Genomic DNA, 25,159 nt, shown 5'->3' with positions numbered 1-25,159 from the left:
ATGATAAATGGGATATGAAAAAAATTGGATACCTGATTACTTATTGGCTTTTTCTTTCGCTCTCTTATGTTTCAAGATTGATTCCAGAGTCCTTTGTTCCAATCACCGCTTCATTGATTGGGCGATTTCTTCATCATGTATTGAGGCTTCGATTAAAGATGATTGAATCGAACCTTCATTTATCATTTCCCAACCAAACAAAAGAATGGTATAAGACATTGCTTCACAAAATTTATAATAACATCGCGTTGACCTTTCTGGAAATTCTTCGATTGCCTACAATTAACGATGCACAAATTGCTTCGAAAAAATTTTCGTTTCATATCCCTCCTGATGTACAGAACATGATAGAAAAAGGTCAGGGAGGCGTTGTTGTTTCAGCGCATTTCAGCAATTGGGAATTGCTTGGTATTAGTTGGGCTTACAGCGTTTTCCCGCTTTCGATTGTCTATAAAGCCATTCGGAATCCTTATCTTGATAAACTTTTCAATCAATGGCGAGGAGTTTCCGGGAATGCATTAATCGAAATGAGTGATGCTTCCCGTTTAGGAATGGAGGCAATTCGAAACGGAAAATATGTGGTGCTGCTTTCTGATCAATCGGGTCATGAGGATGGTGTTTATGCATCTTTTCTTGGACGCGAAGTTCCTATTTTTACAGGTGCCGCACTCTTTGCCCTACGATCAAAATCTCCGATGATTTTTGCTGTGATGCTTCGCAAGCCCGATAACACTTTTGAAATCTCAGTCAAAACTATACCCACGGAAGGATTAAAATTTTGCCGTGAAGATGTTGAGACGCTTGCAAAACGTTATACCCAAGAAATCGAAAAATTTATTGAATTGCACCCCGAGCAATGGTTTTGGCTTCATAACCGTTGGAAACATGCAAAAGACTGAATTCCAAATAAGAGAGGCTCGAACGAATGGCTGGTGAATCTTTAATAAAGAAAATTGAATTATCGATTCGTAAAATTTCAATTCGGGCTTTGAAAGCCCTCTTTCATAAAGAAAAACTTCAAGATAAACTCCCTATCGATTTTCAAAACGCGAAAGTCCTTTTTCTTCGGCAAAATCAAATCGGCGATGCATTGATTTCCGCTCCGATTTTCAAAGCTCTGAAAGAAGCTTATCCAAATATTCATCTGGATGTGTTGCTTGATCGGCGCAATCAATTCGTTTATAATACCAATCCTTATGTCAGAAAAAAATGGGTAATCAAACTTCACCGCTTTGATTTCTTCTCTACTCTCAAAGCCATTCGTAAAGAGAAATACGATGTTGTAATCGATCTCATTCATTCAGCCTCAAGCACTTCAACCATCTTCACAATATTTTCGAAGGCTCGATACTCAGTTGGGTTTATTCGTGAAAATGATTTCATTTATAATCATGCTTATGCTTTGAATCCTCAAAAGCGAATGATGGCGCAATTGGCGGCAGTCTTAACTTCCTTTCAACTTAACCCAGATAAAATTCACTTAGAGCCATACTTTGTCCTTACGCCACTCTCGAAGGATTTTGCTCAAAAGGAAATGACAAGAGTTCGATTAAAAGAGGGTCATTATCCAATTTTAATCATTAATCTTTCTTCAAGCAGAAAAGAAAAATTTTGGGGAAAGGCAAATTTTATCGCCTTGATTCAATCCTTGCGAACACGAACACATCAATATGCGATCGCTATTGTAAGTTCAAAAGGGGATCGAGAGATTGCTGAAGAGATATGCAATGCGACCAAGGCTTTTCTTTTTTCTGAAACTTCAAGGTTTGAGGAATTCGCGGCTCTCATTTCAAATGCGAGTCTGTTAATTACGCCCGATTCCGCTGCATCTCATTTGGGAGATGGATTTCAAGTTCCAACACTTATCCTGACACATCTTTCAAAAGGCAATACAGAGTGGTATCCCTCAAAAGCAAAACATCTTGTAATTCATTCTTCAGGTGGAGATGTAAAAAGCATAACTCTCTCTGAGGTTATAAGTGCTTTATCCACTTTAGAACAGAACGCTTCCGGTAATTACATAACTTAAACGTGAACTTCTGTTATCGAGGAAGCTCAATACACCATAGGCTCTGAATAGCCCTAAGATACCTCCGATTCCTAACCCGATTTCACTATAATTTTGTTGGGTCTGATTCAACCATACTTTTGAATAACCACCCTTCAAAATCAGTTGTATATTTTCATCAGCTAAAAAATCAAGTCCAACTGCTTCAAACGGGATTGATTGAAAATTATGCTCTGCAATCACAGAAACCATCGCGGTTCCCAACAATTCTTTTTCAAGAAGCCCGTACATTGCGCCAATTGCCCCCATCCCTGAAATTTGAGCATCGACACTAAAGAATCTTTGTGGTGGAAGTGCCCCCCCGATATTCGCACCACCTTCTATCTGAAGAAAGAGATAAGGTGCAAGAAATCGCTCGGTGTAAAATGTCTTTTGAATTAATGAGCCAACGGCCCAAACGCGTGTAAAGTTAAAGTTGCTTGCAAGTTCACTCCCGGAGTGTTCCAATTCAAGCTTTGCATAATAAGGAGTCGAGATACCAAGTAATGAAATTCGATTTCCATAATCCAGATTAAACAGGACACTGCGCATTTGTCCTTCTATGACTGGCGGGTTATCTCGAAATTGCTGGTCGCGAATAAATAAGCTGAAATCTGTTTTCTTCTCCATTGTCCGCTGAATTTCAGAGAGGTATGTAAGCCCAAGTCGAATTCCATTTCTTGAAAATGCATACTTGATTGTCGCTTGCCATCCTTTGGCATTGAAATAATTGTGATAATCACGCTTTGAGAGGGGATTAAAGAAAGCAGCATAGGTATTGAAAATACTTGGAGGAGATTGATGCTCCGGGGTAAAGGTGGTTCTTTCGAACACTTTTACAATAGCACTTAAGTTTCGACTTTTACTGAACCATTGCTCAACCGTTCCCGACCAAAGCCATTCTTTACGTTCCACACCGTAACCCAATTCGGGTTCAAATGCAGTTGTTGCTGTAAGAGAATCAAATCGATAATGCGCTCCAACAAACCATCCTTCTACACGATTGTATCGAATGACCGGAACATTGAAAAGAAAAGAAGCACCATCACCTGTTAACGATGTTCCTGCACCTCTTGCACGAAATTGCTCTTGAAAAGTCGCAGCACTGTCAATCGTTAAATAGGCAGCTTTTTCTTCCTCGGTTGGCGGGGTAATTTCATTCAATTGCCAAAAAGTTGAATCATATTGTTCAGCGGTTTTTGACTTTTGCACCAACTTTTGTTCAAAGAGCGTATCGGGCACAGGCATATTTATTGTGTGCTTATAAATCACGGTGCTTTGGGTGAAAGAAATTTTCGGGAGTTCAATAAACCCGCCTGCGACACTAACCTTTAATGAACCTTCCAAATACTGCGTAGAAGGAAGCCATACTTCATTATTCATCGTATCGGATTGAAGCTCTTGCGTTTGTTTGTATGCCAATGAAAGCGATTTAATATAAGGCAGCTTAAATCCACTTGGATTAGGCTTAACATCAATTCCGATAAGCGCATATTTCTTCCCATCAATTTTGATTTCGCCGTTAAACAACGGGACATACTTATTCCTTGGAATCAATTTTAGTGTATGAATTTCCATATCACCAGATTTTCGAGTATCCACGAATTGAAACCCGTAATATTCAAGAGCATCATTAGCAATTGGGCTAATAAACCCATTTCCGAAAATTCGCACTCGCTCTTCCGAGAAATCTATTGTCCGTCCAATCCCCGCTGGAAGTGTCGCGCCGGCATCACGAAGCTGCTTTTGCGTATTTTTTGTTAATCGTTCTTGAATCACAACTTCTCGAAGCGTGTCGCCTTTTCGCCAATACCCGTTGGCATAGGTTTCTGTAAGCGTCGCGATTGCAGTGTCGCTCTTTAAGATTCGCTTAGTATAACCTTCAATCATGTAGGTTTTCAGTGAATCCCGTTGTTGCTTCTTATACCGAATTGCTCGTTTAACAAGGGTTACGGCAAAATCTTCATTCGCAACCACTTCTAATTCTTTTGCAACAACATCGCCTTCTTTTAATCGATATTCTTTTGCAAAAGGAAGAAAAAGCGACACCTCTTCTTTCACCGATTTATAACCTAAAAAGGATACTTCCACCGAATACTTTCCCTGCGGCAACACGGCTCGATAGTTTCCATCCGGATTGGTACGAAAGCCCTTTACAATAGAACCTTGAACAAATTTCACCAAAGCACCCGGCAATGATTCTCCGGTTTCCGCATCAACAACAGTGCCGGTTAAAACCGTGAGTGAACTGTCTGATTGCGTTTGCGCTTGAAGTGTTGAAGAATATGGATCAATGGATAAGGAAATAATTGAAAGCAGAATGAACAATGGAAGGATTAACCTGTTTTTCATAGAATAATTGTTTCAAATGCTAAAAAGCTTCGTTGACGGTTAAATAAATGCCGCTTGTGTTCTTCCCAAAACCAAAGTCTAAACGAAGATTAACCTTTTCATCAGGATTAATCGAAAAGCGCAAACCAAAGCCGTAACTGATTTGAAAATTCGGCAGCCAAAATTGTTGGATTCGCGAAGCCACTTCACCGATACCGCCAAAAACAACACCACCAAATCGCCAAACAAGCGGAAAGCGATACTCTGCTTGAGCCGCAAGAAATAGCTTATCTCGAAATCTTCCTTCAAAAAATCCACGCATTCTTGCGTTACCCCCTAATCTTGGCAATAATTGAAAAGGAGCATCTCCCTCAGCTCCACTGAAATACCCTTGCAGAGCAATTACATGATGATCTATTACGGAAAAATACTTGCGAGCGTCTATAACAAAAGTGTAAAAATTTGTTTGGCTTCCCAATAAGTCGAGATAAAGCGTGGTTGTTAATTGCGTAAAAACTCCTTCTGAAGGGGAAAAAAGATTATTTCTTGAATCATAGTTAAAAGCTAACCCTAAGCCGGATACCCTTGCACCATTGTTTCCAATGAATAATCCACCTTGTTCTAACAATCCTCCTACTTTTCGTTCACGAATGGTAAAATTTTCAAAATGATAAATTAATCCAAAGTTGACTGCTTGCTTCAGCCTTCGATAATACCCAATGCGTAATCGAATAATATCGTTGGCATATTGCTCTTCATTTACTACCGGCGTTTGGCTCCCAATTCCCCAAAAACGATCTGTAAAACGGATAAACGAAAATTCGGTGTCAAAAAAATTTTCCTCATTTCCAAAGTAAAATTGAGGGATGAGTTGAATGAATATTTGCCTCTGTTGAGTGAAAATGATGTCTCCCTTAACATTTGAAGGTCGGGATTCGACTGGTTCTCCATTAAATCGATAGTAATACACGCCAACCACACCGCCGCCAATTCGGGTTTCTGGTGAAGTAAAGACAATCGGAATGACAATGCCATTATCAAGCTTGACCGGCATTGGCATCATTGAAGAGGTATCGCTGGAAGATTTCGCAACAGTTTCCGGGCTTTCTTGAGAAAATCCTATCTGGGTGAGAAGAATGAGACCAAAAACAAAACAAGCGTAAATGCTTATAAATTTTTTTTCAAAGCCCATCGAGCCGAATGAGTGAAGTTTGAAGTGATATCCGCAAGTAGATTGAAAAATGTTGATTCTTGGGATAAACTTCACCCAACGATATTGGCAGAAAAAAGTTAAGAATTTGATGAATTGTTAATTGGAGAGAATCGACCACAACTTGACCTTTTTGTCATCGCTTCCGGTGACCAAAAATTTTTCGTCAGTCGAAATCGCGACAGAGTTGATCGTAAAAATATGACCACCAAAGGTTCTATCCACAGTTTCCAAACATACTGCATTTTCAAAATCCCATCGCTTTATGGTTTTATCTTGACTGACAGTAATCAATTCTTGAGAAATCGGCAGATAAGCCATTGCTTTAATCGAAAAGGTATGGGCTAAAATCTTCACTTTAGGTTTCAATTCGGTTCCCTCGACATCCCAAATTCTTAGACGCGCATCTTTTCCTCCCGTCATAAAAAGTTTTGAATCAGGAGAAAACAATACAGAGAATACGGTATCTGCATGACCAGAAATGGTTTGAAGAACTGTTTTTGTTTCGGGATGAATAATATTTACGGTTCTATCACTGCTGCCTGTAGCCATTAGTTTTCCATTTGAAGAATACGCCACCGATCGAATATTGCCTTGATGCACGGGGAAAACAGATTTCAATTTCCAAGTTTCTGTATCATAAATACGAAGTACGCCGCCCGTTGCGCCGACAGCCAATTCGGTTTCGTTCGCATTTAAAGCTAAGCTGTAATTGGGGTAAAGCTGAGGGTTTGCAGTTGCCATATCATACTCCGGCAAGAGCGTTGCAACCTTGTCAAATTTTTCATCATACACAAACACAAAACCATCTCTTCCCGTCGAAAAAAACCATCTCCCGCTTGGCGCAAAAAGTAATGCATAAACTGATTGGCGATGATCAGTTAATCCGCCAATTGGCTTTTTCTCAAAAGCATCATAGATAAACACCGAACGAAGCCCACCGGCAGCGGCAAAAGTTTTTTTATTCGGTGAAAATGCCACACAATATGCATTTTCACGATTTTCATTGAAAGTTTCTAACAGTTCAAGCCTTGGTGTTGTATAGGGCATAAGTTGCTTAGTGCTATTGTTTTTTTCTTTTTTCATTTCTTGTTTTGCCTAACATTCTTATCGCATAATCGGTTGCATAACCAATTGCGATCTCTTTCACTCGATCGTAAACAAATTCCTTTACTCCTTCAATCAATGCATTTCTCTGTTTAGGCAATGAATTTATTTGAGCTTTTTGTTGCTCCTGATTTCCTTTTTGGTGAGATTCGATCACCTTACTCGCAATCAAAGCCTCGCCAATGTTCACTTTTGAAACCCTGTCATTTTGCTTCTTAAAATTCTTACCTAACCAAATGCCTCCCAAAAATCCAATGCTCGCGATAACCGAAAGGGTTAATAACGGGTTTCGAGATACTGCATGAGTTGGGTTCAAGGTCTTTGTCGCAAATTTTTTTGCAGATTTGGTCAATGATACAGAGGTTGCGGTCATTAATGAATTCCCAAACTTTTCAGCTCTTAAGAGCATTTCTCTTTCTCTACCTTCGATCACTTCACGAAGCCTATTTCGCCGATATTCAATGTTTCGTTGAATCGTTTGTTCTTGATTTCGATCATGAACCATTTTTATCCTCTTTCTTCTTCGATCAATTCAGATTTCTTCTTGACACTCTTCTCGTTTTTTCCAAGAGAGGCTTCACCTTCGGACTTGAATAATCGGTGTAAAATAAATGCTTTAAATTCCTCATGCATCACTTTATAAAGGAGAAAACTGATTACCAAAAGAGCACACCCAACTGTCAAAAAACCCAACGATGTTTTACCGAAAATTTCACCAAGGTAAAAAGCAAGGGAAAGAAGAAGCAACAAGAAACCCCCAAAACCTATCAATCCAGCTATAAAAAACGAAGAAAATTCAGCGAATACTTCAAACACATCTAACTTCGCTAGTTCAATTTTCGCACGAATAATCTCAGAAATATCACGATAAGTTTCAGAAAGGTTTCTCTTAAAAAGATCACCCAAAGCCTCTTTTCCATTGTCAATATTTGAAGACTCTTTTAGCATTACGATTTATTTTCTTTTGCTGATGAAAACATCCAACCCAGAATAACGCCCACTCCCAAAGCAATCATTGCCGATTTTCCCGGGTTTTCTTTCACAAATCGTGCCATTTTATTTTTTACTTCGGATAATGAATTTGAAATCGATGCTTGATGATGATTCCCGAAATATTCCTTCATGACACCGCTTATGTTTTGAATTGGTTGCGTTTCTTTCGGTTCAACCGGTTTATTTTCCTGACTCCCTCTTAACATTATTTTTTCTTTTTCAATTGAAAAAAAGAGCATTTCAATTTATGGATTCTAAAATTATATTAGGAGAGAAAGTTTGTATAATCTTGCAGTTAAGTATGATTATTGAAAGATTAATGATGGAACTTTGTTCACACTTTCTTTAATAATCAATTACTATCGAGTAAATTCGCTTTAATTCGTAACCTGCGTTTTTGCTTTTATAAGAAAATGGTCGAAACTGAATATTCCAAATCCGTTATGGGGCTTCAAGAAGTCGTGGCCGTCGATGAATTGGACGAAGGAAAATCCATTCTTTTTTCCATCAAAATAGGAGAATCACTTCGAGAGGGATTTCTTATTAAACACAATGATGAGATCTATGCGTATCTCAACATTTGTCCTCATGCTGATGTTCCAATCGCAAGTGAGCAGAAAGGCGCTTTTACAGCCGATAAGCGATACTTGATCTGCCGAACTCATTGGGCAATGTTTCATCCTGAAACAGGTGTATGTGTCAGCGGACCTTGCCCGATAGCAGACCTAACAAGATTAAAAGTTGTAGTTGATAACGACATCATTTTCGTTGGAGCCTAATGCCTAATACTTACATTATCAATCATTGACTCCATCTTCTTTTTATTTGCGACGACTCTTCAAGGAAAAGAATTCTGAGCAGCTTCGCGCTGAGTTTTTTCTATTGGTGATTACGCTTGGTTGGGGCACGACATTTGTCATTATCAAAATCATCTTATCCTCTGTTCCTCCTTTACTTTTCTTGTCTTTACGCTTTACCCTTGCGGCACTGTTATTTCTTCTATTCTTTTGGAAAAAGTTATTTCCATTTTCCATTCAATTGTTAAAGGCTGCTTTCCTTTTATCCCTTTGGAATTTTATTGGATTTGCCGCCCAAACAGCCGGCCTTAGTTATACCACAGCATCAAATTCCGGGTTTATCACAGGGAGTTATGTCATTTTCACTCCGCTCCTTCAAGCTCTGTTTTATAAAAAGACGCTTTCGACTTGGTCGTGGGCAGCATCGGGAATTGCTTTCACAGGCATTTACTTACTTTCAGGCGCAAGTGGTACGTCATTCTCAACTTTCTTTGCCTCGCTGAATATTGGCGATTTGCTTACGCTTGTTTGTGCTTTTTTCTTTGCACTTTTAATTCTTGAACTCGACCGAACAACAAGTTCCCCTCAATTCATTACTGAACAAAATGTAACCTATAAACTAGCGTTTGTTCAGATTGCAGCTTGTGCATTTTTAAGTGGTATTGGTTCGTTTTTTGAGCCTCAACAATCCACCTTTTCCGAGGCTTCGCTTTTTAGCATAAATTTTGCGGGAGCCTTATTTTATTTAGCAACGGTTGCGACACTCATTTCGACGCTCGTTCAAACTCGGTATCAAAAAGATACCACACCTGCCCGCGCTTCCATCATCTTTATGCTCGAAGCCGTCTTTTCAGCCGGTTTCGCTTATCTGTTTTTAGATGAGGTGTTATCGCCTCTTGGATACTTGGGTGCGGTTATGCTGATTATCAGCTTTTTTATTTCGGAAAAATCCTAAAATGCCCATTGAATTAAAACGGTTGTCCAACCAAATGGAAGAAAGTTTCCATATCGGGAATCATCCTTGGGAAGAGATTCTTCTCCTTGCAAAAGACCACGGGTGGAAACCTCTTGAGTGTGATAGCGAAAATTGGGAACGGCTTTATTTCTCCTCTGATGGTCATTTTGTTTCTTCATACGATGCGTTTCAGTTAGCTCAAACACTTAGGCGTGTTAAACAGTGGCAAAATGCGTTAGATCAGGAATTTTTAAACACCATAGCCACCTTCCTTGAGAAGGGAGATTTTTCAATCTGTTAATTTGTTAAAAGTAAAAAGCCGTTATATTTGTTACTTAATGCTAAACGGATTTATTTAGAATGAAAGAGAAATAATCACCGATGAAGAAGATTGAACGATCAGAACAGGAATGGCAAACCTGCCTAACCCCTGAAGAGTATCGGGTTTTGCGAGAAAAAGGCACAGAACGAGCGTTCACAGGTAAATATTACAATTTCAAAGATGTTGGAACTTACACCTGCGCCGCTTGTGGGAATGAACTTTTCTCCTCAGAAACAAAATTTGACTCCGGAACCGGTTGGCCAAGTTTTTTTAAGCCTCTCGCGGATTCTAGTATTTCTACCGATGAAGATCGCTCGTTTGGAATGAAAAGAATCGAGGTTCATTGCAACCAATGCGGAAGTCATCTCGGGCATGTATTTGATGATGCCCCGCAAATGCCAACAGGCCTGAGGTATTGCATAAATTCAGTCTCGCTTAATTTTGTCCCTTCAGTAAAGGCGACTAAAAAATAAAATTTAGATCAAGAAACAAATTTCAAACTATGTCGAAGTTCAAGTTTTTTAACGGCTTACTTTTTCTAATTGCGCTTTTTATAGTTTTTCCGTCAGATTCATATGCCCAAAGACGACGAGGCGATGCACCGCTCAATAACCGACGAGAGGTTTCTCCGGATTCTCTGAAGTCGCTTCTTCGTGCAAGGGGCACAGAGGGCGCATTTTTTGAACTGATCAAACGCCGAGTCGATCAGCAGCTGCGAACCTTAGAGAGTACCTATTTTCCATTAGAATTCAACCCCGATTCAGTCAGCAGAATTCTTACACTTGAAATTCAAGATAATTCTGAACTTGTTTCATCTTTGATTGTCGATCTTGCTTTAGGACGAGGATTTTCAATTCCTGTTTTCACCAGACCGACACTCCGCTTCGACGGCAGCCTAAGTTCAGGGGTAGAACGAGAACTCTTTGAATTGCAATGGAACACCCCTAACAAAGCGCCATTAACCAATATCAAAGCACGCCGTAATGATTTTGATCGCGATTTAGAACAAATCTTAGTCAACGAAGTACATAGTGCCGGATTAGCTGAAGGCTATTTCAGAGAACGCATTTTCCAACGCGCACGGCTTCACATGTTAAGTAAATTTACACTTGCCCTTTCAACCAACGACGATTTCGCTGAGCGCCTTGGTGGCCGATTAGAAAATTATCTCCTTAGCAATCTAAAAGTTATACTTTCTAGAAAAAATGTTTCAGAGTTGGTTCAATTGAATTCCGTCATTGAACGATATGTTGATCGTGTTGAATAATTTTTAAAATGAAAATACTCCTTACCGGTTCTAGCGGACTTTTAGGCGGCAATCTTTGCCGCCTTTTTTTTACCAATGGAATTCATGAGATTTTAGCCACACAAGGCAGCAACTTCAAATTGCCCTCGTGGTTTGCTTTAGGCCATCAGACTCAAATGCTGAATCTTTCTTATGAAACTGATCTTTGGAATATTGTATCTCAATGGAAACCTGAGTGTATCATTCATACGGCCGCGATGTCTGATCCGGTGACTTGCGAAATCAAGCCTGCCGAAGCAGAAATCATCAACCGATTTTCCACGCTGAGCTTAGCAAAAATTTGTGGTCTATTTGGTACGAAACTTATTTACATTTCAACAGACCTCGTGTTTGATGGCGAAAAGGGCATGTACAGCGAAACAGATGAGACCCACCCTATCAGCATTTACGCCCAAACAAAACTTGACGGAGAATTAGCGGTTCAAACCTATTGTGAATCCTATACGATTCTTCGAACAACCATTATGCTTGGTCATTCGCCTCGAGCAACTCGCGGTGTAAATGAACAACTACTAAATGCATACCGAGAAGGGAAAAGCATTAAATTTTTTGCCGATGAATATCGCACACCAATCTCAGCTTCCACAGTCGCGAAGGTTGCTCTTGAGTTTTCGATCGGTTCATTACGGGAAGTTTCCGGCATTTTTCATACCGTAGGGAATGAACGACTTTCTCGTTTCCAATTCGGTGCAAAGGTTTGTAAGTCTCTTTCAATACCCGAATCGGCATATCAATCCGTACTGCTTTCGGAAATCATTTCTATTCCTCCTCGTCCAAAAGACTGTAGCCTTTCAAATAATAAATTGAAATCGATATTACCCTTTTCAATTCCTTCGATTGAAGAAGAAATTGAAGGTATTCTTAAGGAAAAACCTCCGTCTCTCTCGTAGAATAGTTGTATCTTTACAGTTTATTGAGTGAGCCTGTTTTCAATTTCAAACGATGTAGGTTTTCAAAACCAATTTTTAGATTCCGTGAGCGATAACTTTATTCATCACAACAGTCATTTTCATACTTCATCCATTCAATCAATATCAGTCGATCAAGATACCTTCGACATCTTTATTACTGAAAAGGAAATTCACAAGAGGATGAGAGAATTGGCAAAAGAAATTGAAAGGGATTATCAAGGGAAACAGCCAATATTTATTGGACTTTTGAATGGGGCGTTCATCTTTATGGCAGATTTAATTCGTCATATCCATTCTGTAGAAGTTGAAGTGGATTTTTATAAACTCTCAAGTTATGGTGATGCTAAAATTTCTTCTGGAAATGTTCATCTATTAAAATCTGTTGATGCTACATTGAAAGGAAGAGAGGTCATAGTGGTTGAGGATGTGGTCGATTCGGGTTTATCCATTACTTATATAAGAAATGAGATAATGACTCATGAACCCAAAAGCCTTAAGTTTTGTGCCTTACTTTACAAGAGAGATGTTGCAAAGATTGATTTTAAAATTGACTATGTCGGATTTGAAATCCCTAAAGAGTTTGTTATCGGTTATGGTTTAGATATCAAACAAATCAAACGAAATCTTCCGCACATTTATAAACTTCGCGATTCGGAATAATTTAATTTTAAGCAGTAATCGAATATGGCCTTGGAGTCTCAGCAAAACGAGAGAAACGATCAAAAAAAGAACATCATAGCAGATTCCAAAAAAAGGAATTCAACGCGTGAAAAATTTAAACCTGTTCGCGAGTCGGAAAGTAATACCCCGAATCCTGATTCTGACGATTCCTTTAAAAGTAACGCGCGGTTAATCTTTTTGGTAATTGGGCTTGTGATCGGTTTTTTTCTAATCAATCGCCTCTTCTCAAACCCTGAACAAACTGGGCCGCTGATTTCATACAACGAATACCGTAAGGTCCTTTCAGGAAATCTTGTGAAATCGGTTGTTGTTGAACGAAGCTTTGCAGGTACTTCAAAACTGATTGGTGAATTTCATAAACCTGAATTGGTACTTCTTTCCGATAACCGCACCGAAAAAAAGACATTGACCTTTTCTGTTTCTCTTCCAGATTTTACTTCATCTGCCGCTAATGAAATCACTGAAAAAGGCGTTTTACTTTCGGTTGTCGAGCAAGAAGTTGGCATTAAAGAAATATTCATTCAATTCTTGCCTTGGGTTGTTCTGATTTTGATTTTCTTTTATATGATGCGGCGTATGAGTGCACAAGGCGGCGTTTCAAAGAATGTTTTCAATTTTGGGAAGAGCAAAGCGAAGTTAATTTCAGAATTAGATACAAAAACAACTTTCGCTGATGTTGCCGGTTGCGATGAAGCAAAAGAAGAATTACATGAAGTGGTTGACTTTTTGAAGGAACCTGAAAAGTTTACCAAGTTGGGTGGGAAAACCCCTAAAGGCGTTCTTTTGCTCGGGCCTCCCGGAACAGGAAAAACATTATTAGCCAAGGCTGTGGCAGGAGAGGCTGGTGTTCCATTTTTTTCGATGTCAGGAGCAGACTTTGTTGAAATGTTCGTCGGTGTTGGCGCATCGCGTGTAAGAGACTTATTTGAACAAGCCAAGCGGAATGCCCCTTGCATTGTATTTATTGACGAAATTGATGCTGTAGGAAGGCAACGCGGAGCAGGGCTTGGTGGTGGGCACGATGAGCGTGAGCAAACACTCAATCAACTCTTGGTTGAAATGGATGGTTTTAATACCACAGATAATATTATTCTTATCGCTGCAACAAACCGACCGGATGTGTTGGATTCTGCTTTGCTTCGACCCGGAAGATTCGATCGCCAAGTGGTTGTTGATAAGCCCGATATCCGCGGCAGAGAAGCGATTCTTAAAATTCACAGCCGTAAAATCCCTCTCGCTTCAAGTGTTTCATTAAAAGAGGTTGCACGTTCAACGCCGGGCTTTTCGGGCGCAGATCTTGCGAATTTGATGAATGAATCGGCAATCTTCGCAGCAAGAAATAATCGTGAAGAAGTCTTACCTGAAGACATCAATAACGCACGCGATAAAATCTTGATGGGGCCTGAACGAAAAAGCGCCGTTATTTCAGAACATGATAAAAAAGTAACTTCTTATCATGAATCGGGTCATGTGCTTGTCGCGAAATTCACCAAAGGTTCAGATCCGGTTCATAAAGTGACTATTATTCCCAGAGGCAGAGCATTGGGCGTTACTTCTTATATGCCATTAGAGGATAAGCACACTTATACCAAAGAATATCTTTTGGCCATTATCACTTATGCCTTAGGCGGAAGAGCTGCCGAAGAAATTATCTTCAATCAAATCAGCACCGGTGCCGGCAATGATATTGAACGAGCAACAGAGATTGCAAGAAAAATGGTTTGCGAATGGGGAATGAGCGAGCGGCTTGGCCCACTCAATTACGGCACAAAACACCAAGAGGTATTTCTCGGACGTGACTTTTCTCGTATGCGTGACTACAGTGAAGAAACTGCTCAATCAATTGATGAAGAGGTTCGAGCAATTGTCACAGATTCGATGAAAAACGCCCTAAAAATCTTAACCGATAATATCGAAACCCTTCATCGATTAGCGTCAGAATTGCTTGAACGTGAGACTCTTACCGCTGAGGAAATAGATAAGATCATTGCCGGGGAAATCTTAGAACCACTTCAAAGCCCTGCATAATGCCGTTTTATTTTTTCATTTTACTTGGATTTGGTGCAGGAATCCTTTCAGGGTTATTTGGAATCGGTGGTGGAATTGTTATCGTTCCTGCTCTTGTTTTTTTGTTTGGCTTTCAACAGCATAATGCTACGGCGACTTCGCTCATTGCTCTTCTCTTGCCGGTTGGGCTACTCGCTGCTTATCAATACTACAGTGCTGGAAAACTCTCCTCCGAAAATATTCAGCACGGGCTTTTTATCGCTGGTGGGTTATTCTTTGGTGCTTTTCTTGGATCGAAAATTGCAATTTCTCTTCCTGAGGAAACGCTTAGAAAGGCTTTTGCGGTTTTACTTGTAATTGTTGCTGTTCAACTTTGGCTTAAGAAATAAGTAGTTCTGTGGTAGATAATAAGCCAAAAAATCACCCGCTACTATTTCTTATCCGCATCCTTACTTCCAAGTGTGACTAAAGCAGATATCGTCAATATCGTATCCGAAAGAACGGGAATCACGAAAATAGAAACCGAAATCATTATTGATGGTTTTATCGAAGCAGTTATTGCCTCTCTCAAATCGGGAGAACGAATAGAAATTCGTGGTTTTGGAACATTTAATGTTAGAAAAAGAAATAAACGAATCTCCAAACATCCTAAAACTGGTGAAACAATTTTGGTTGGCGAAAAATATGTTCCAACTTTTAAAATTTCCCGCGACTTTAAAAATATTGTCAGCGAAAAACTGAAACGAAAAAAATTTGAGGAGTGAACTTGCCTTCCGAATACATTGTATGCCCATCATGTGGGGTAAAAAATTTATCGTCCAATTCATTTTGTCTTAATTGCGGAAGTTCTCTTTCTCCCGTCGTTGAACCTCACTTATTGGAACCCGAAGAAAAAAAACCTTCCCGAAAAAAATCGGAGCTGTCGGCACAAACTTCATTCTCTCGCCAAGTTCTTATTTTTTTTTCAGTTGGTTTTTTCTTCATCGTGTTGCTTTCCGCATTTGGCTTGGAAAGCCTTAATAAAGGGATCGAGGGATTTGCTCTTTCAGGAGCAGCCGGTGCGGGTGCACAACCAAATTCTACCCAAACACAAAACCCGGCTGTCAATTCAAGAAGTAACTCCAATGCCCCTGTTTCGCCATTAGACCCTGCTTTGGTTGATAAATTAAAGACACTTCAAGAAGAATTAAGCAAAGCATCAACTACTAAAAAAAAATCTTCAATTGCTTTAGCGTTATCCGACGAATATATTCGGCTTAAACGCTATGACTTGGCCGGAAAATATTCTGAAATAGCTTTGCAAGCTCAATCAAAACCTTCTTTAGACCTAAGTATCAGAACGGCCAACCTGTATGATGATGCCGAACAAGATTCACTTGCCGCGATCTTTTATCAAAAATCGCTTGATATTGACCCGCTCAAAACCGATGTGCGGGTTGATTTCGCCATTTGCTTGCTAAGTATTGGCGATTTTGATGGAGGTAAACGCGAGATGGAACGCGCGGTTCGAGATAACCCTAGTCATCAAAAGGCAAATTTAAATGTTGGAATTATTTACCTTCAAACCAATGAGATAACCAAAGCCCGCGGATTTTGGGAAAAGGCTTTAAAAATCAACCCATCGAATGATGCCGGCTCACGTGCTAAGGAATTACTTGATACTTACCGTTAATCCTATTTCTATTCTTTAATAAAATGAACCAAATGACTTTAACTCAATCTTACAAAAACTGGTTATCATCGTCTGATATTGATTTCGACTATGATCTTGAATCCGAACAATTTGAAATCGAGGTCGAAGGTGACCTTTGTGATTATGTCCTTGTTATGAATGTTTTTGATGATTCAAATACCGCTATCTACTTCCTTTATTCTCCTTATGAGGTTCCTGAAAATCGAATGCTTCGTGCTTGCGAGTTTTTTAATTATGTCAATAACTATACTGAAGCCTCAGTATTTATGGTTGACACAGACGACAAAACTTGCACAACCCGATATACCAATGTCTTTGCAACCGCAAACCCTGCAACTGAAGACCTACAAAATATTTTCGAAGCGATGATTGCCGAAGCCGACGCTTATCTTTCAGGTGTAGAAGATATCATTGAATCAGACAAACCTGTTCTTGAAGTTTTTGAAAACATCCTTAAAGAAATTCAATCATCAGAAGACGAGTAACAATCACCTCTATATCGAAAGAAGCCGGTAAAACCGGCTTCTTTCAATTCGATCATTCTGAACAGATCTTCTTAAACAGAAAGCTCAGCAGAATTTTTCTTTCGTTTTTGTTCCCGTGCTCTCGCATTTTCATCAAGTGTCTTTTTACGAAGACGGATAGAAATCGGCGTTACTTCCACAAGCTCTTCATCATTGATAAACTCTAACGATTGCTCAAGGGTCAACTTTTTCGGAGGTGTGATTCGAAGCGCATCATCAGTACCTGATGCCCGCATATTGGTAAGCTTTTTCGTCTTGCAGATATTAATGGTCATGTCAAAATCACGGGCACATTCGCCAACCACCATTCCAGCGTAAACAGCTGTGCCGGACTCAATGAAAAATTTACCTCGGTCATCCAATTGAGCAAGAGCATAAGGAACGGCTTCGCCTGTTTCTGCAGAAACCAAAGCACCAAGTTGTCTAGAGTTAATTTCTCCTTTGTAGGGTTCGAAACTCTTGAAGATATGGGTCATAATTCCCTCGCCTTTGGTATCCATCGTGAACTCAGATGAAAATCCCAGCAACCCGCGTGTTGGAATTTCAAATTCCAAACGGGTCATGCCACCTTCGAGTTGAATCATATTTTTCATATCCCCTTTTCGACGCCCCATCTTTTCGATCACAATACCTACAAATTCTTGTGGAACATCAATTGTAACTGATTCGTAAGGTTCAAGTAATTTGCCATTGTCATCGCGTTTCAAAATTACTTCAGGTCGTGACACTTGAAGTTCATAACCCTCGCGGCGCATTGTTTCAATGAGAACCGATAAATGCAATTCACCACGGCCTGAGACCTTAAATGTATCTGCACTTTCGGTGTCTTCAACTCTCATAGCCACATTGGTGATTACTTCCTTATAAAGTCTGTCTCGAATATTTCTGCTTGTAACAAACTTTCCTTCTCTGCCAGCAAATGGTGAATCATTTACGCTGAAAAACATTGAAACCGTTGGTTCTGTAATTGAGAGCGGTTCTAAAGCTTCAGGGAAATCAGGGCTGCAAAGTGTTGTTCCAATTTGGGCATTTTCCAAACCGGTTAGTGCCACGATATCGCCTGCGGAAGATTCAGTCGCTTCAATTTTACCAAGCTTTTCAAATAAAAAGAGCTTCGTAACCTTGGCTTTAGCAATTTTTAAATCTTCATTTGATTTTTCAACCAGCGAAACCGTATCCCCAACTTTTACTTTCCCCTTAAATATTCTTCCAATAACGATTTTTCCAAGGTAATCGCTATAATCAAGCGAATTGACCAGCATTTGAAAAGGTGCATCGACATCGGCATTCGGCGGGGGAATTGTCTTGATAATCATATCCAAAAGCGGCTTAATATCCGTATTGGTATCCTCCAATTTATACCGTGCAAATCCTGATTTTCCCGAAGCAAAGATGTATGGAAAATCTATTTGTTCATCATTTGCGCCCAAATGAATAAACAAGTCAAGAATTTCATCGATAACTTGTATAGGGCGAGCATTCGGACGATCAACTTTATTAATAACCACGAGCACTTTTAACCCTGCTTCAAGCGCACGACGCAGTACAAATTTGGTTTGAGGCATCGGACCTTCAAGTGCGTCAACAAGCAATAAAGCACCATCAACCATTTTCAAAATTCGCTCGACTTCGCCTCCAAAGTCTGCGTGACCGGGAGTATCAACAATATTAACCTTGTGATTATCATAAAAATAACCGGCATTTTTGGCAAAAATGGTAATTCCGCGTTCGCGTTCCTGTGGATTTGAATCCATAATTCGCTCGTCAACCTTTTGGTTTTCTCGAAAGGTTCCGGTTTGCTTGAGAATGGCATCAACCAAAGTGGTTTTTCCGTGGTCAACGTGGGCAATAATTGCGATGTTTCGAATGTCTTCGCGCTTTTTAATCGACATAGTGCGTGATTTATGTTTATTTGTGTCTATACTAAAAATCTTATCTCTTCAAATTCAGGAAATACGGAAAGCAATTGAAGGAGTGCTTGGATACTGAAACTTTAACTGATTTTACTTCAAATGAGTTCATACGACGGGGCTTCTTTTTAGAAGCCGCGAAGATACATTATTTTCATCACTTTAGCACAATCATTTTTTCCATTTATCTCCACCCTTATTTTTCCCTAAATCGTAAAATCAAATCGTCAAATTGAACGCTTAGAGGCAATCGAACATTAGACTTATATCAGTTCACGAAGTTCCCTTTCTTTTCATTATTGAAATCACAAAAACCAACGCATTACAGTTGATTAAAACGGTACTCATGCAAAAACACCAAAAAAATCCTTTTTATACCCTTACTTCCCTTTCAAGCCATTCATCGTTTCCACATTTGAGACCAGCGCTTCTCATTATCATCTTGATCTCGTATTTCTTTTCGTTTGTCTCATTACTTGCTCAAGAGACTATTTCAATAAGCGGTAAAGTTCGAGATAAAGAAACCGGTGAAGATCTTATTGGCGCACAGGTTTTCGCGAAAGACATCGGGAAAGGCGTTATCACCAATGCTTATGGATATTATTCACTCTCGATTCCAAAAGGTAATATTCTCTTGATTGTTCGATATGCCGGTTATCAGGAGTTCAAAAAGTCAATTGAGTTTATTAACGATCAAACACTCAATATTGAGTTATTGCCGCTTACTTCGTCGGCAGAGGAAATCGTGGTTGAAGCCACAAAGAAAAATGAAAATGTTACCAGTACAGAAATGAGTACTGTTCAGGTTTCAATCGAACAGTTGAAACGAATTCCTGTGGTTTTGGGCGAAACGGATGTCTTGAGAACCCTTACCCTTTTACCGGGAATCACCGTTCAAACCGAAGGAGGAACCGGGTTTAATGTTCGAGGGGGAAGTACCGATCAAAACCTTATCCTTTTAGATGAAGCCACCATTTACAACGCATCTCACCTTTTTGGATTTTTCTCAGTTTTTAATTCAGACGCGATAAAAGACTTCAAATTGTACAAAGCAGGAATTCCCGCTTCGTTTGGTGGTCGACTGTCGTCCGTTTTAGATGTTCGTCAACGAGACGGAAATGTAAAGTCCATCAGTGGAATTGGTGGCCTTGGGCTTATCAGTAGTCGTTTACTCCTTGAAGGGCCTCTCTTTTCTGAAAAAGGCTCATTTATGATTGCAGGCAGGCGCTCTTACGCTGATATATTCCTTCCGCTTTCGAGCGATGAGAGTATCCGAAATAATATCGCCTATTTCTACGACTTGAATCTGAAACTCAATTATGAACTTGGAGAAAATGACCGGGTTTTTCTATCTGGGTATTTTGGTCGTGATAACTTCGAGATTGCTGAAATTTTTGGAAACGGCTACGGAAATTCAACACTGACTCTGCGCTGGAATCATCTTTTTGGAAAAAAACTCTTTTCAAATTTTTCAGCGATTTATAATAATTATGATTACGAATTGCGCAATCTCACGCCGGCTTCAGCCTTTGAAATTCAATCCAATATTATCAGCTATACCCTCAAGGCAGACTTCACCTTTTACATGAACGATACACACAAAATTGACTTTGGTGCCGAAACGTTGCATTACAATTTTGTTCCCGGAAATGTTGTTCCGATTCGCGGTTCTAATGTTCGAAATACCTCTCTTGACCGACGATATGCGTATGAAGGAGCACTTTATGTTACTGACGAATTTACCCTTAATTCACAATTAACGATTGATTTTGGACTTCGCTTTAATTATTTCTCACGGGTTGGTGAAGAAGTTGAACGACAATATTTGAATGATAAACCTTTGGTTTATAATCCCTCATTGGGCACCTATGACGACGGTATCGTGATTGGTGAAAAACGCTTTACTCAAAATCAAGCCCTTGCAAACTTTAGCGGTTTTGAGCCTCGCATTTCTTTGCGTTATCTCATCAATGACGACATATCGATCAAAGCGAGTTATAACAGAACACGTCAGAATCTTCATTTAATTTCTAACTCCGCCTCTCCGACACCTTTGGATTTGTGGACACCAAGCAGTCGATACATATCACCTCAGATTGCCGATCTAATTGCTCTCGGATGGTTTCAAAATTTTAATGACGATGAATTTGAATTTTCGATAGAAACTTATTTCAAATACTTAGGAAATGTAATTGATTTTGTAGACGGTGCAAATCTTATTGCAAATAACTTCATCGAAACCGAAGTCCTTCGTGGCCTTGGAAGAGCTTATGGTTTGGAACTCTTTATTAAAAAGAATAAAGGAGATTTAACAGGTTGGGTGAGTTACAGTTTAGGCCGAACCGAGCGATTAATTTCAGGTACAGATGGCGGGGTAGGAATCAATAATGGAAATTGGTATCCCTCAAACTTTGATAAAACACACAATCTCTCTGTGGTTGGAACATATCAACTTTCCAAAAGATGGTCTGTTTCGAGTGTTTTTGTTTTTAGTTCCGGAGCGCCAATTAACTACCCTGTCGGCCGTTATCAATTTAGCAATTTGATTGTCGCTCTATACGATGGAAGTAGGAATCAACAGAGGCTTCCATCTTATCACCGACTGGATGTTTCATTTCGATATGACAGTGAGGCTACGGAAGGATTCAGATCGGCGTGGGTTTTCGGAATCTATAATCTTTACAATCGGCTGAATGCTGCTTCAATTGTATTTCGTGAAAACGAAGACACTCCGGGTCAAACACAAGCCATTCAAACTTCATTTTTTGGTATTGTTCCTAGTGTGACTTGGGAATTCAAATTTTAATCTCAATACGATACTTCAATGTTTATACGCAACACAACTTTGCTCCTTTTCTTGATTTTCTTGATGGCTTCCTGCGAAAGGGTGGTTGATATTCCTTTGAATATTGCTACCCCTCGCCTTGTTATTGAAGGAAATTTAGAAGCAAGGGGATTAGAATCAGATTCATCATTTCAACAGCTATTTTTAAGGCTTAGTGGGGATTTTTATGAACCCCAAATCACTCCGGTTAGCAATGCGGTTGTTAGTGTTTTGACACCTGATGGAACAGAGGTGTTCTATGTCTATCAGCCACGAGATAGCTCTTATATCACCAATTCCCTTACTCCAAAATCAGGAAAAGTATATACGCTTAAAATTCTTTATCAAGGCGAGGAGTATCGGGTCAGTGATACGGTTTCAGCAATTATTCCGATTGATTCACTTTATTTTGGGTTTCAAAAGGAAACGGCTTTTGGAGATGCTGGGATTGTTTCTTTGGTAGATTTCAAAGATCCCATTCAATCGGAAAACTATTATTGGTTTCGACTTTTTAGAAATGATTCCTCAACCTTTCGAGTAGATCCCGGTAACCGATTTCGCGCCTTACTTCGCGATCAATTTATTAATGGGCAAGTTATAAGAGGATTACCGCCGGCGGATAACGAAGCCTTTTTCCAAGTCGGGGATAAAGCTGAGTTAAAACTTTCAAATATCTCGAAGAGGCAATATGAATTTCTTACCACACTTTATCGAAGTTCGCCTCCCGGCGCATTTGACCCGCCTCCGGCACCCATCAGGTCTAATGTTTCGAATGTCACGAACCCTTCAAATGCACCATTAGGTTTTTTTGGGTTTATCGGTGTTTCAAGAAGAATACAAACTGTTCCGGATTCAGTTCAAAATTTACCATAAAAAAAGCGGAGTGTTACTCCGCTTTTAATTTTCGATGTTAATCAATTCACTCAAAACGAATCATTTGATCACCTTTTTTTGCAGCAACTGATTCCTTATTTGTGTGCAATTCCTCTTCATTTTGAATAGGCGCTTCCGGTTCTGGTTGAGGCGGCAAATAGCGTGCGAGTGCTTCTTCTTCAGAAATAGGTTCAAGCACGTAATCAAGCAAATCATCCATCTCATCAAAAAACTTGAAAGACATTCCATTCAACATATCTTTCGCCGTTTCTTGAGCCTCAAGTATTTCATTTCTATTTCGTTCGGGAAGTAGAATTTCTGTAATGCCTGCTCTTGAGGCTGCTAAGATTTTTGATTTTATTCCACCGACAGGTAAAATATGTCCTCTTAAAGTGATTTCTCCGGTCATCGCAATTTTACCCTTCACATTTCGCTGTGTAAAGATTGAAGCTAATGAAGTTAATATCGTAACTCCGGCAGATGGACCGTCCTTTGGAATTGCCCCTTGCGGAATATGCAAGTGAACATCCCAGTACTTAAACGCTTCATCGGGAATCTTGAAATACTCCGCACAAGACTTCAAATAACTTAAAGCAGCTTGAGCGGATTCGCGCATGACATCACCCAATTGACCGGTCAATATCAACCTACCAGAACCTTTCGTAACGGTCGATTCGATAAAGAGTATATCTCCGCCGACAGCCGTCCACGCTAAACCGACAGCAACCCCGGGCATTGTTACAGGCTCAGAGACTTCAGGATAAAACTTTTCGAGCCCTAAGTATTTTTTCAAATCATCAGTTTTGACTTGAATTTTAATTGGAGTAGCTGATTCATCATCATCAAGTTGGAATGCAATATCCTTCGCAACTGAGCGGCAGATTCCGGCGATTTCCCTTTCAAGGTTTCGAACACCGGCTTCACGGGTGTAAGAGTTAATAATTTTCAAAACAGACGCATTATCCAATTCGAAAAAATCCGATTTAATGCCGTGCTCTTCCATTTGGCGTGGAATTAAGTACTGATTCGCAATGTGAAGTTTTTCAAAATCGGTGTAACCATTGATATTAATAACCTCCATTCTATCTCGCAATGGTGCAGATAGGCTATCAAGCGTATTGGCTGTTGCGATAAACATGACCCGAGAAAGATCATAAGCGATTTCAAGGTAATGATCGCTGAAGGTGCTGTTTTGTGCCGGGTCTAATACTTCAAGCAAAGCAGAAGATGGATCGCCACGATGATCGTGACCAATTTTATCAATTTCATCAAGCATAAAAACTGCATCGCTTGAACCGGCGCGGCGAAGACCTTGAATGATTCTGCCGGGCATCGCGCCGATGTAAGTTCTTCGATGTCCCCGAATTTCTGATTCATCTCGAACGCCGCCCAAAGAAATTCTTACAAATTTTCTTCCCAAAGCGCGTGCAATTGATTTTCCGAGCGATGTTTTTCCAACACCCGGTGGTCCTAAAAAGCATAGAATCGGGGCTTTCATGTTAGACTTTAACTTCAGAACAGCTAAGTATTCTAAAATGCGTTGCTTTACTTTTTCAAGCCCATAATGATCTTCATTAAGAATTCGTCCTGCTTCTTTCAGATTTATTTTTGTAGCCGTGTATTCATTCCAAGGTAATGCAAGAATCGTTTCAAGGTATGTTCTTGTAACGCCATAATCTGGAGAGGCTTGTGGAATGCGTGCAAGTCTTTCAATTTCCTTTTCGACAATCTCTTGCGTTTCTTTTGAAAGATTTTTTTTGGCTAAAAGCTCTTTGAATTTGTTTGTTTCCTGAACTTGACCGTCAAATTCTCCAAGTTCATTTTGAATCGTTTTTAATTGCTGCCTGAGGTAAAATTCTCGTTGAACTTTATCCATATCAAGTTTTACCTTGGTTTGGATTTGTTTCGAAAGTTCCAATACTTTCACCTCTCGGCTCAAATACTCAATAAGTTTATCGGCTCGGTCAGCATAACTCGAAAGCTCAAGAATCGCCTGTTTTTCGCTCGAATTTACATTGAGGTTTGAAGCCAAAAAGTGAATCAGAAATGGAGTACTTTCAATGTTTTGAACAGCATAGCTTGCTTCGCTTGGAATGTTTGGCGAAAGCTCAATTACTTGCGAGGCAACTTGTTTAATTGTTCTTGCATAAGCACCCAACTCCTGAGACATTGTTTCTCTCATTTCAATGGGCGTGACACTCGCTGAAAAGAAGGGTTCAATTTGTGTGAATTGATTAATTCCAACAGTCCTAAGCCCTTGAACAATAATGTTCATACTTCCATCGGGCATTTTAAGGGATTTCAAAATAAGCCCCACTGTTCCAATTCGATATAAGTCATCGGCTTTTGGGTCGCCTTTTTCTGAATCCTTCTGAGAAGTAAACACCACGGTTTTTCTGGAACCTAAGTTTTCTAAAACGGCAATTGATTTTTTTCTCCCAACGCTGACAGGGATAATTACATCAGGAAAAAGTACTGTATTTCGTAATGGCAATACAGGGATATCGCCTTCAAGATGAGGTTCAAATGAGGGTGGTTCAACAGACTGCGGGACAGCTTTTGCTAAGCTATCCAATAGACCCGTTGCTGTTGGCTCATCAAGCGGATTATCGCGGTATTCTTTATCCATTAGGTTGTTTACCAAAAATGTCAATTAAATTTTCAAGTC

General features: G+C 39.7%; 24 protein-coding genes. 16 read left to right on the top strand and 8 right to left on the bottom strand.

The genetic code is table 11. From position 1 onward, the window contains the following. Positions 1-14: 14 nt before the first annotated feature. Entirely contained in the window at positions 15-899 is an 885-nt protein-coding gene (locus SFU91_10210) for a lysophospholipid acyltransferase family protein (GenBank protein ID MDX2129396.1), read from the top strand. A gap of 26 nt (positions 900-925) precedes the next feature. Beyond that, positions 926-2,029 carry a glycosyltransferase family 9 protein gene (locus SFU91_10205; protein ID MDX2129395.1) on the top strand — a complete coding sequence of 368 codons (1,104 nt, stop codon included), beginning with the start codon at positions 926-928 and terminating at the stop codon, positions 2,027-2,029. Here the strand turns inward: SFU91_10205 and SFU91_10200 are convergent. The 6 genes from SFU91_10200 to SFU91_10175 form a co-directional block, all read right to left on the bottom strand. Continuing rightward, entirely contained in the window at positions 1,994-4,399 is a 2,406-nt protein-coding gene (locus tag SFU91_10200) for a DUF5686 family protein (GenBank protein MDX2129394.1), read from the bottom strand. The genes SFU91_10205 and SFU91_10200 overlap by 36 nt on opposite strands. 19 nt (positions 4,400-4,418) lie before the next feature. Next, positions 4,419-5,570 carry a BamA/TamA family outer membrane protein gene (locus SFU91_10195; protein MDX2129393.1) on the bottom strand — a complete coding sequence of 384 codons (1,152 nt, stop codon included), beginning with the start codon at positions 5,568-5,570 and terminating at the stop codon, positions 4,419-4,421. A gap of 117 nt (positions 5,571-5,687) precedes the next feature. Then, positions 5,688-6,674, bottom strand: coding sequence for a WD40 repeat domain-containing protein (locus tag SFU91_10190; protein MDX2129392.1), 987 nt, complete (start codon positions 6,672-6,674; stop codon positions 5,688-5,690). After that, positions 6,652-7,200 carry a hypothetical protein gene (locus SFU91_10185; GenBank protein ID MDX2129391.1) on the bottom strand — a complete coding sequence of 183 codons (549 nt, stop codon included), beginning with the start codon at positions 7,198-7,200 and terminating at the stop codon, positions 6,652-6,654. The genes SFU91_10190 and SFU91_10185 overlap by 23 nt, the downstream gene beginning before the upstream one ends. Before the next feature lie 2 nt (positions 7,201-7,202). Continuing rightward, positions 7,203-7,643 carry a hypothetical protein gene (locus SFU91_10180; protein MDX2129390.1) on the bottom strand — a complete coding sequence of 147 codons (441 nt, stop codon included), beginning with the start codon at positions 7,641-7,643 and terminating at the stop codon, positions 7,203-7,205. Further along, the gene (locus SFU91_10175; protein ID MDX2129389.1) at positions 7,643-7,927 is read right to left on the bottom strand and encodes a DUF883 C-terminal domain-containing protein; all 285 of its coding nucleotides are present in this window, start codon (positions 7,925-7,927) and stop codon (positions 7,643-7,645) included. The genes SFU91_10180 and SFU91_10175 overlap by 1 nt, the downstream gene beginning before the upstream one ends. 174 nt (positions 7,928-8,101) lie before the next feature. Here SFU91_10175 and SFU91_10170 point away from each other — a divergent pair, with 174 nt between their 5' ends. From SFU91_10170 to SFU91_10115, 12 genes are all read left to right on the top strand, one after another. Then, a complete protein-coding gene (locus SFU91_10170; GenBank protein MDX2129388.1) occupies positions 8,102-8,467 on the top strand; it encodes a Rieske (2Fe-2S) protein in 366 nt (121 codons plus the stop codon). 46 nt (positions 8,468-8,513) lie between these two features. Continuing rightward, positions 8,514-9,440: a DMT family transporter gene (locus SFU91_10165; GenBank protein ID MDX2129387.1), complete on the top strand. Its 927-nt coding sequence runs from the start codon at positions 8,514-8,516 to the stop codon at positions 9,438-9,440. Positions 9,441-9,474: 34 nt separating this feature from the next. Next, positions 9,475-9,741, top strand: a complete 267-nt coding sequence (locus SFU91_10160) for a hypothetical protein (GenBank protein MDX2129386.1) — start codon at positions 9,475-9,477, stop codon at positions 9,739-9,741. A gap of 80 nt (positions 9,742-9,821) precedes the next feature. Beyond that, positions 9,822-10,235 (top strand): peptide-methionine (R)-S-oxide reductase MsrB, encoded by a 414-nt coding sequence (gene msrB / locus SFU91_10155; protein ID MDX2129385.1) that lies wholly within the window; start codon positions 9,822-9,824, stop codon positions 10,233-10,235. A gap of 29 nt (positions 10,236-10,264) precedes the next feature. Further along, positions 10,265-11,029 carry a hypothetical protein gene (locus SFU91_10150; GenBank protein MDX2129384.1) on the top strand — a complete coding sequence of 255 codons (765 nt, stop codon included), beginning with the start codon at positions 10,265-10,267 and terminating at the stop codon, positions 11,027-11,029. An 8-nt stretch (positions 11,030-11,037) separates the two neighbouring features. Beyond that, on the top strand, positions 11,038-11,958 hold the full coding sequence (locus SFU91_10145; GenBank protein ID MDX2129383.1) for an SDR family oxidoreductase: 921 nt from the start codon (positions 11,038-11,040) through the stop codon (positions 11,956-11,958). Between the two features lie 27 nt (positions 11,959-11,985). Beyond that, positions 11,986-12,639 carry a hypoxanthine phosphoribosyltransferase gene (gene hpt, locus SFU91_10140; GenBank protein MDX2129382.1) on the top strand — a complete coding sequence of 218 codons (654 nt, stop codon included), beginning with the start codon at positions 11,986-11,988 and terminating at the stop codon, positions 12,637-12,639. 24 nt (positions 12,640-12,663) lie between these two features. After that, positions 12,664-14,688, top strand: coding sequence for an ATP-dependent zinc metalloprotease FtsH (ftsH, locus tag SFU91_10135; protein MDX2129381.1), 2,025 nt, complete (start codon positions 12,664-12,666; stop codon positions 14,686-14,688). Continuing rightward, on the top strand, positions 14,688-15,056 hold the full coding sequence (locus SFU91_10130) for a sulfite exporter TauE/SafE family protein (GenBank protein ID MDX2129380.1): 369 nt from the start codon (positions 14,688-14,690) through the stop codon (positions 15,054-15,056). Before ftsH ends, SFU91_10130 begins: the two co-directional genes overlap by 1 nt. Positions 15,057-15,128: 72 nt before the next feature. Next, positions 15,129-15,431, top strand: a complete 303-nt coding sequence (locus tag SFU91_10125) for an HU family DNA-binding protein (protein MDX2129379.1) — start codon at positions 15,129-15,131, stop codon at positions 15,429-15,431. A gap of 221 nt (positions 15,432-15,652) precedes the next feature. Beyond that, positions 15,653-16,339 (top strand): hypothetical protein, encoded by a 687-nt coding sequence (locus SFU91_10120; protein ID MDX2129378.1) that lies wholly within the window; start codon positions 15,653-15,655, stop codon positions 16,337-16,339. 32 nt (positions 16,340-16,371) lie between these two features. After that, positions 16,372-16,845: a YbjN domain-containing protein gene (locus tag SFU91_10115; protein MDX2129377.1), complete on the top strand. Its 474-nt coding sequence runs from the start codon at positions 16,372-16,374 to the stop codon at positions 16,843-16,845. A gap of 71 nt (positions 16,846-16,916) precedes the next feature. Here SFU91_10115 and typA read toward each other — a convergent pair whose 3' ends face one another. Then, entirely contained in the window at positions 16,917-18,770 is a 1,854-nt protein-coding gene (typA, locus tag SFU91_10110) for a translational GTPase TypA (protein ID MDX2129376.1), read from the bottom strand. Between the two features lie 370 nt (positions 18,771-19,140). Between typA and SFU91_10105 the strand changes: the two genes are divergently transcribed. Continuing rightward, positions 19,141-21,600 (top strand): TonB-dependent receptor, encoded by a 2,460-nt coding sequence (locus SFU91_10105; protein MDX2129375.1) that lies wholly within the window; start codon positions 19,141-19,143, stop codon positions 21,598-21,600. An 18-nt stretch (positions 21,601-21,618) separates the two neighbouring features. Then, positions 21,619-22,491: a DUF4249 domain-containing protein gene (locus tag SFU91_10100; GenBank protein MDX2129374.1), complete on the top strand. Its 873-nt coding sequence runs from the start codon at positions 21,619-21,621 to the stop codon at positions 22,489-22,491. 46 nt (positions 22,492-22,537) lie between these two features. Here the strand turns inward: SFU91_10100 and lon are convergent, their stop codons facing one another. Then, positions 22,538-25,120: an endopeptidase La gene (gene lon / locus SFU91_10095; GenBank protein MDX2129373.1), complete on the bottom strand. Its 2,583-nt coding sequence runs from the start codon at positions 25,118-25,120 to the stop codon at positions 22,538-22,540. Between the last annotated feature and the right edge of the window lie 39 nt (positions 25,121-25,159).

It is taken from the genome of Chloroherpetonaceae bacterium, from assembly GCA_033763895.1.
Lineage (GTDB): Bacteria > Bacteroidota > Chlorobiia > Chlorobiales > Thermochlorobacteraceae > JANRJQ01.
The sequence above is the reverse complement of the archived record's forward strand: the minus strand, read 5'-3'. Positions and strand labels throughout refer to the sequence as shown.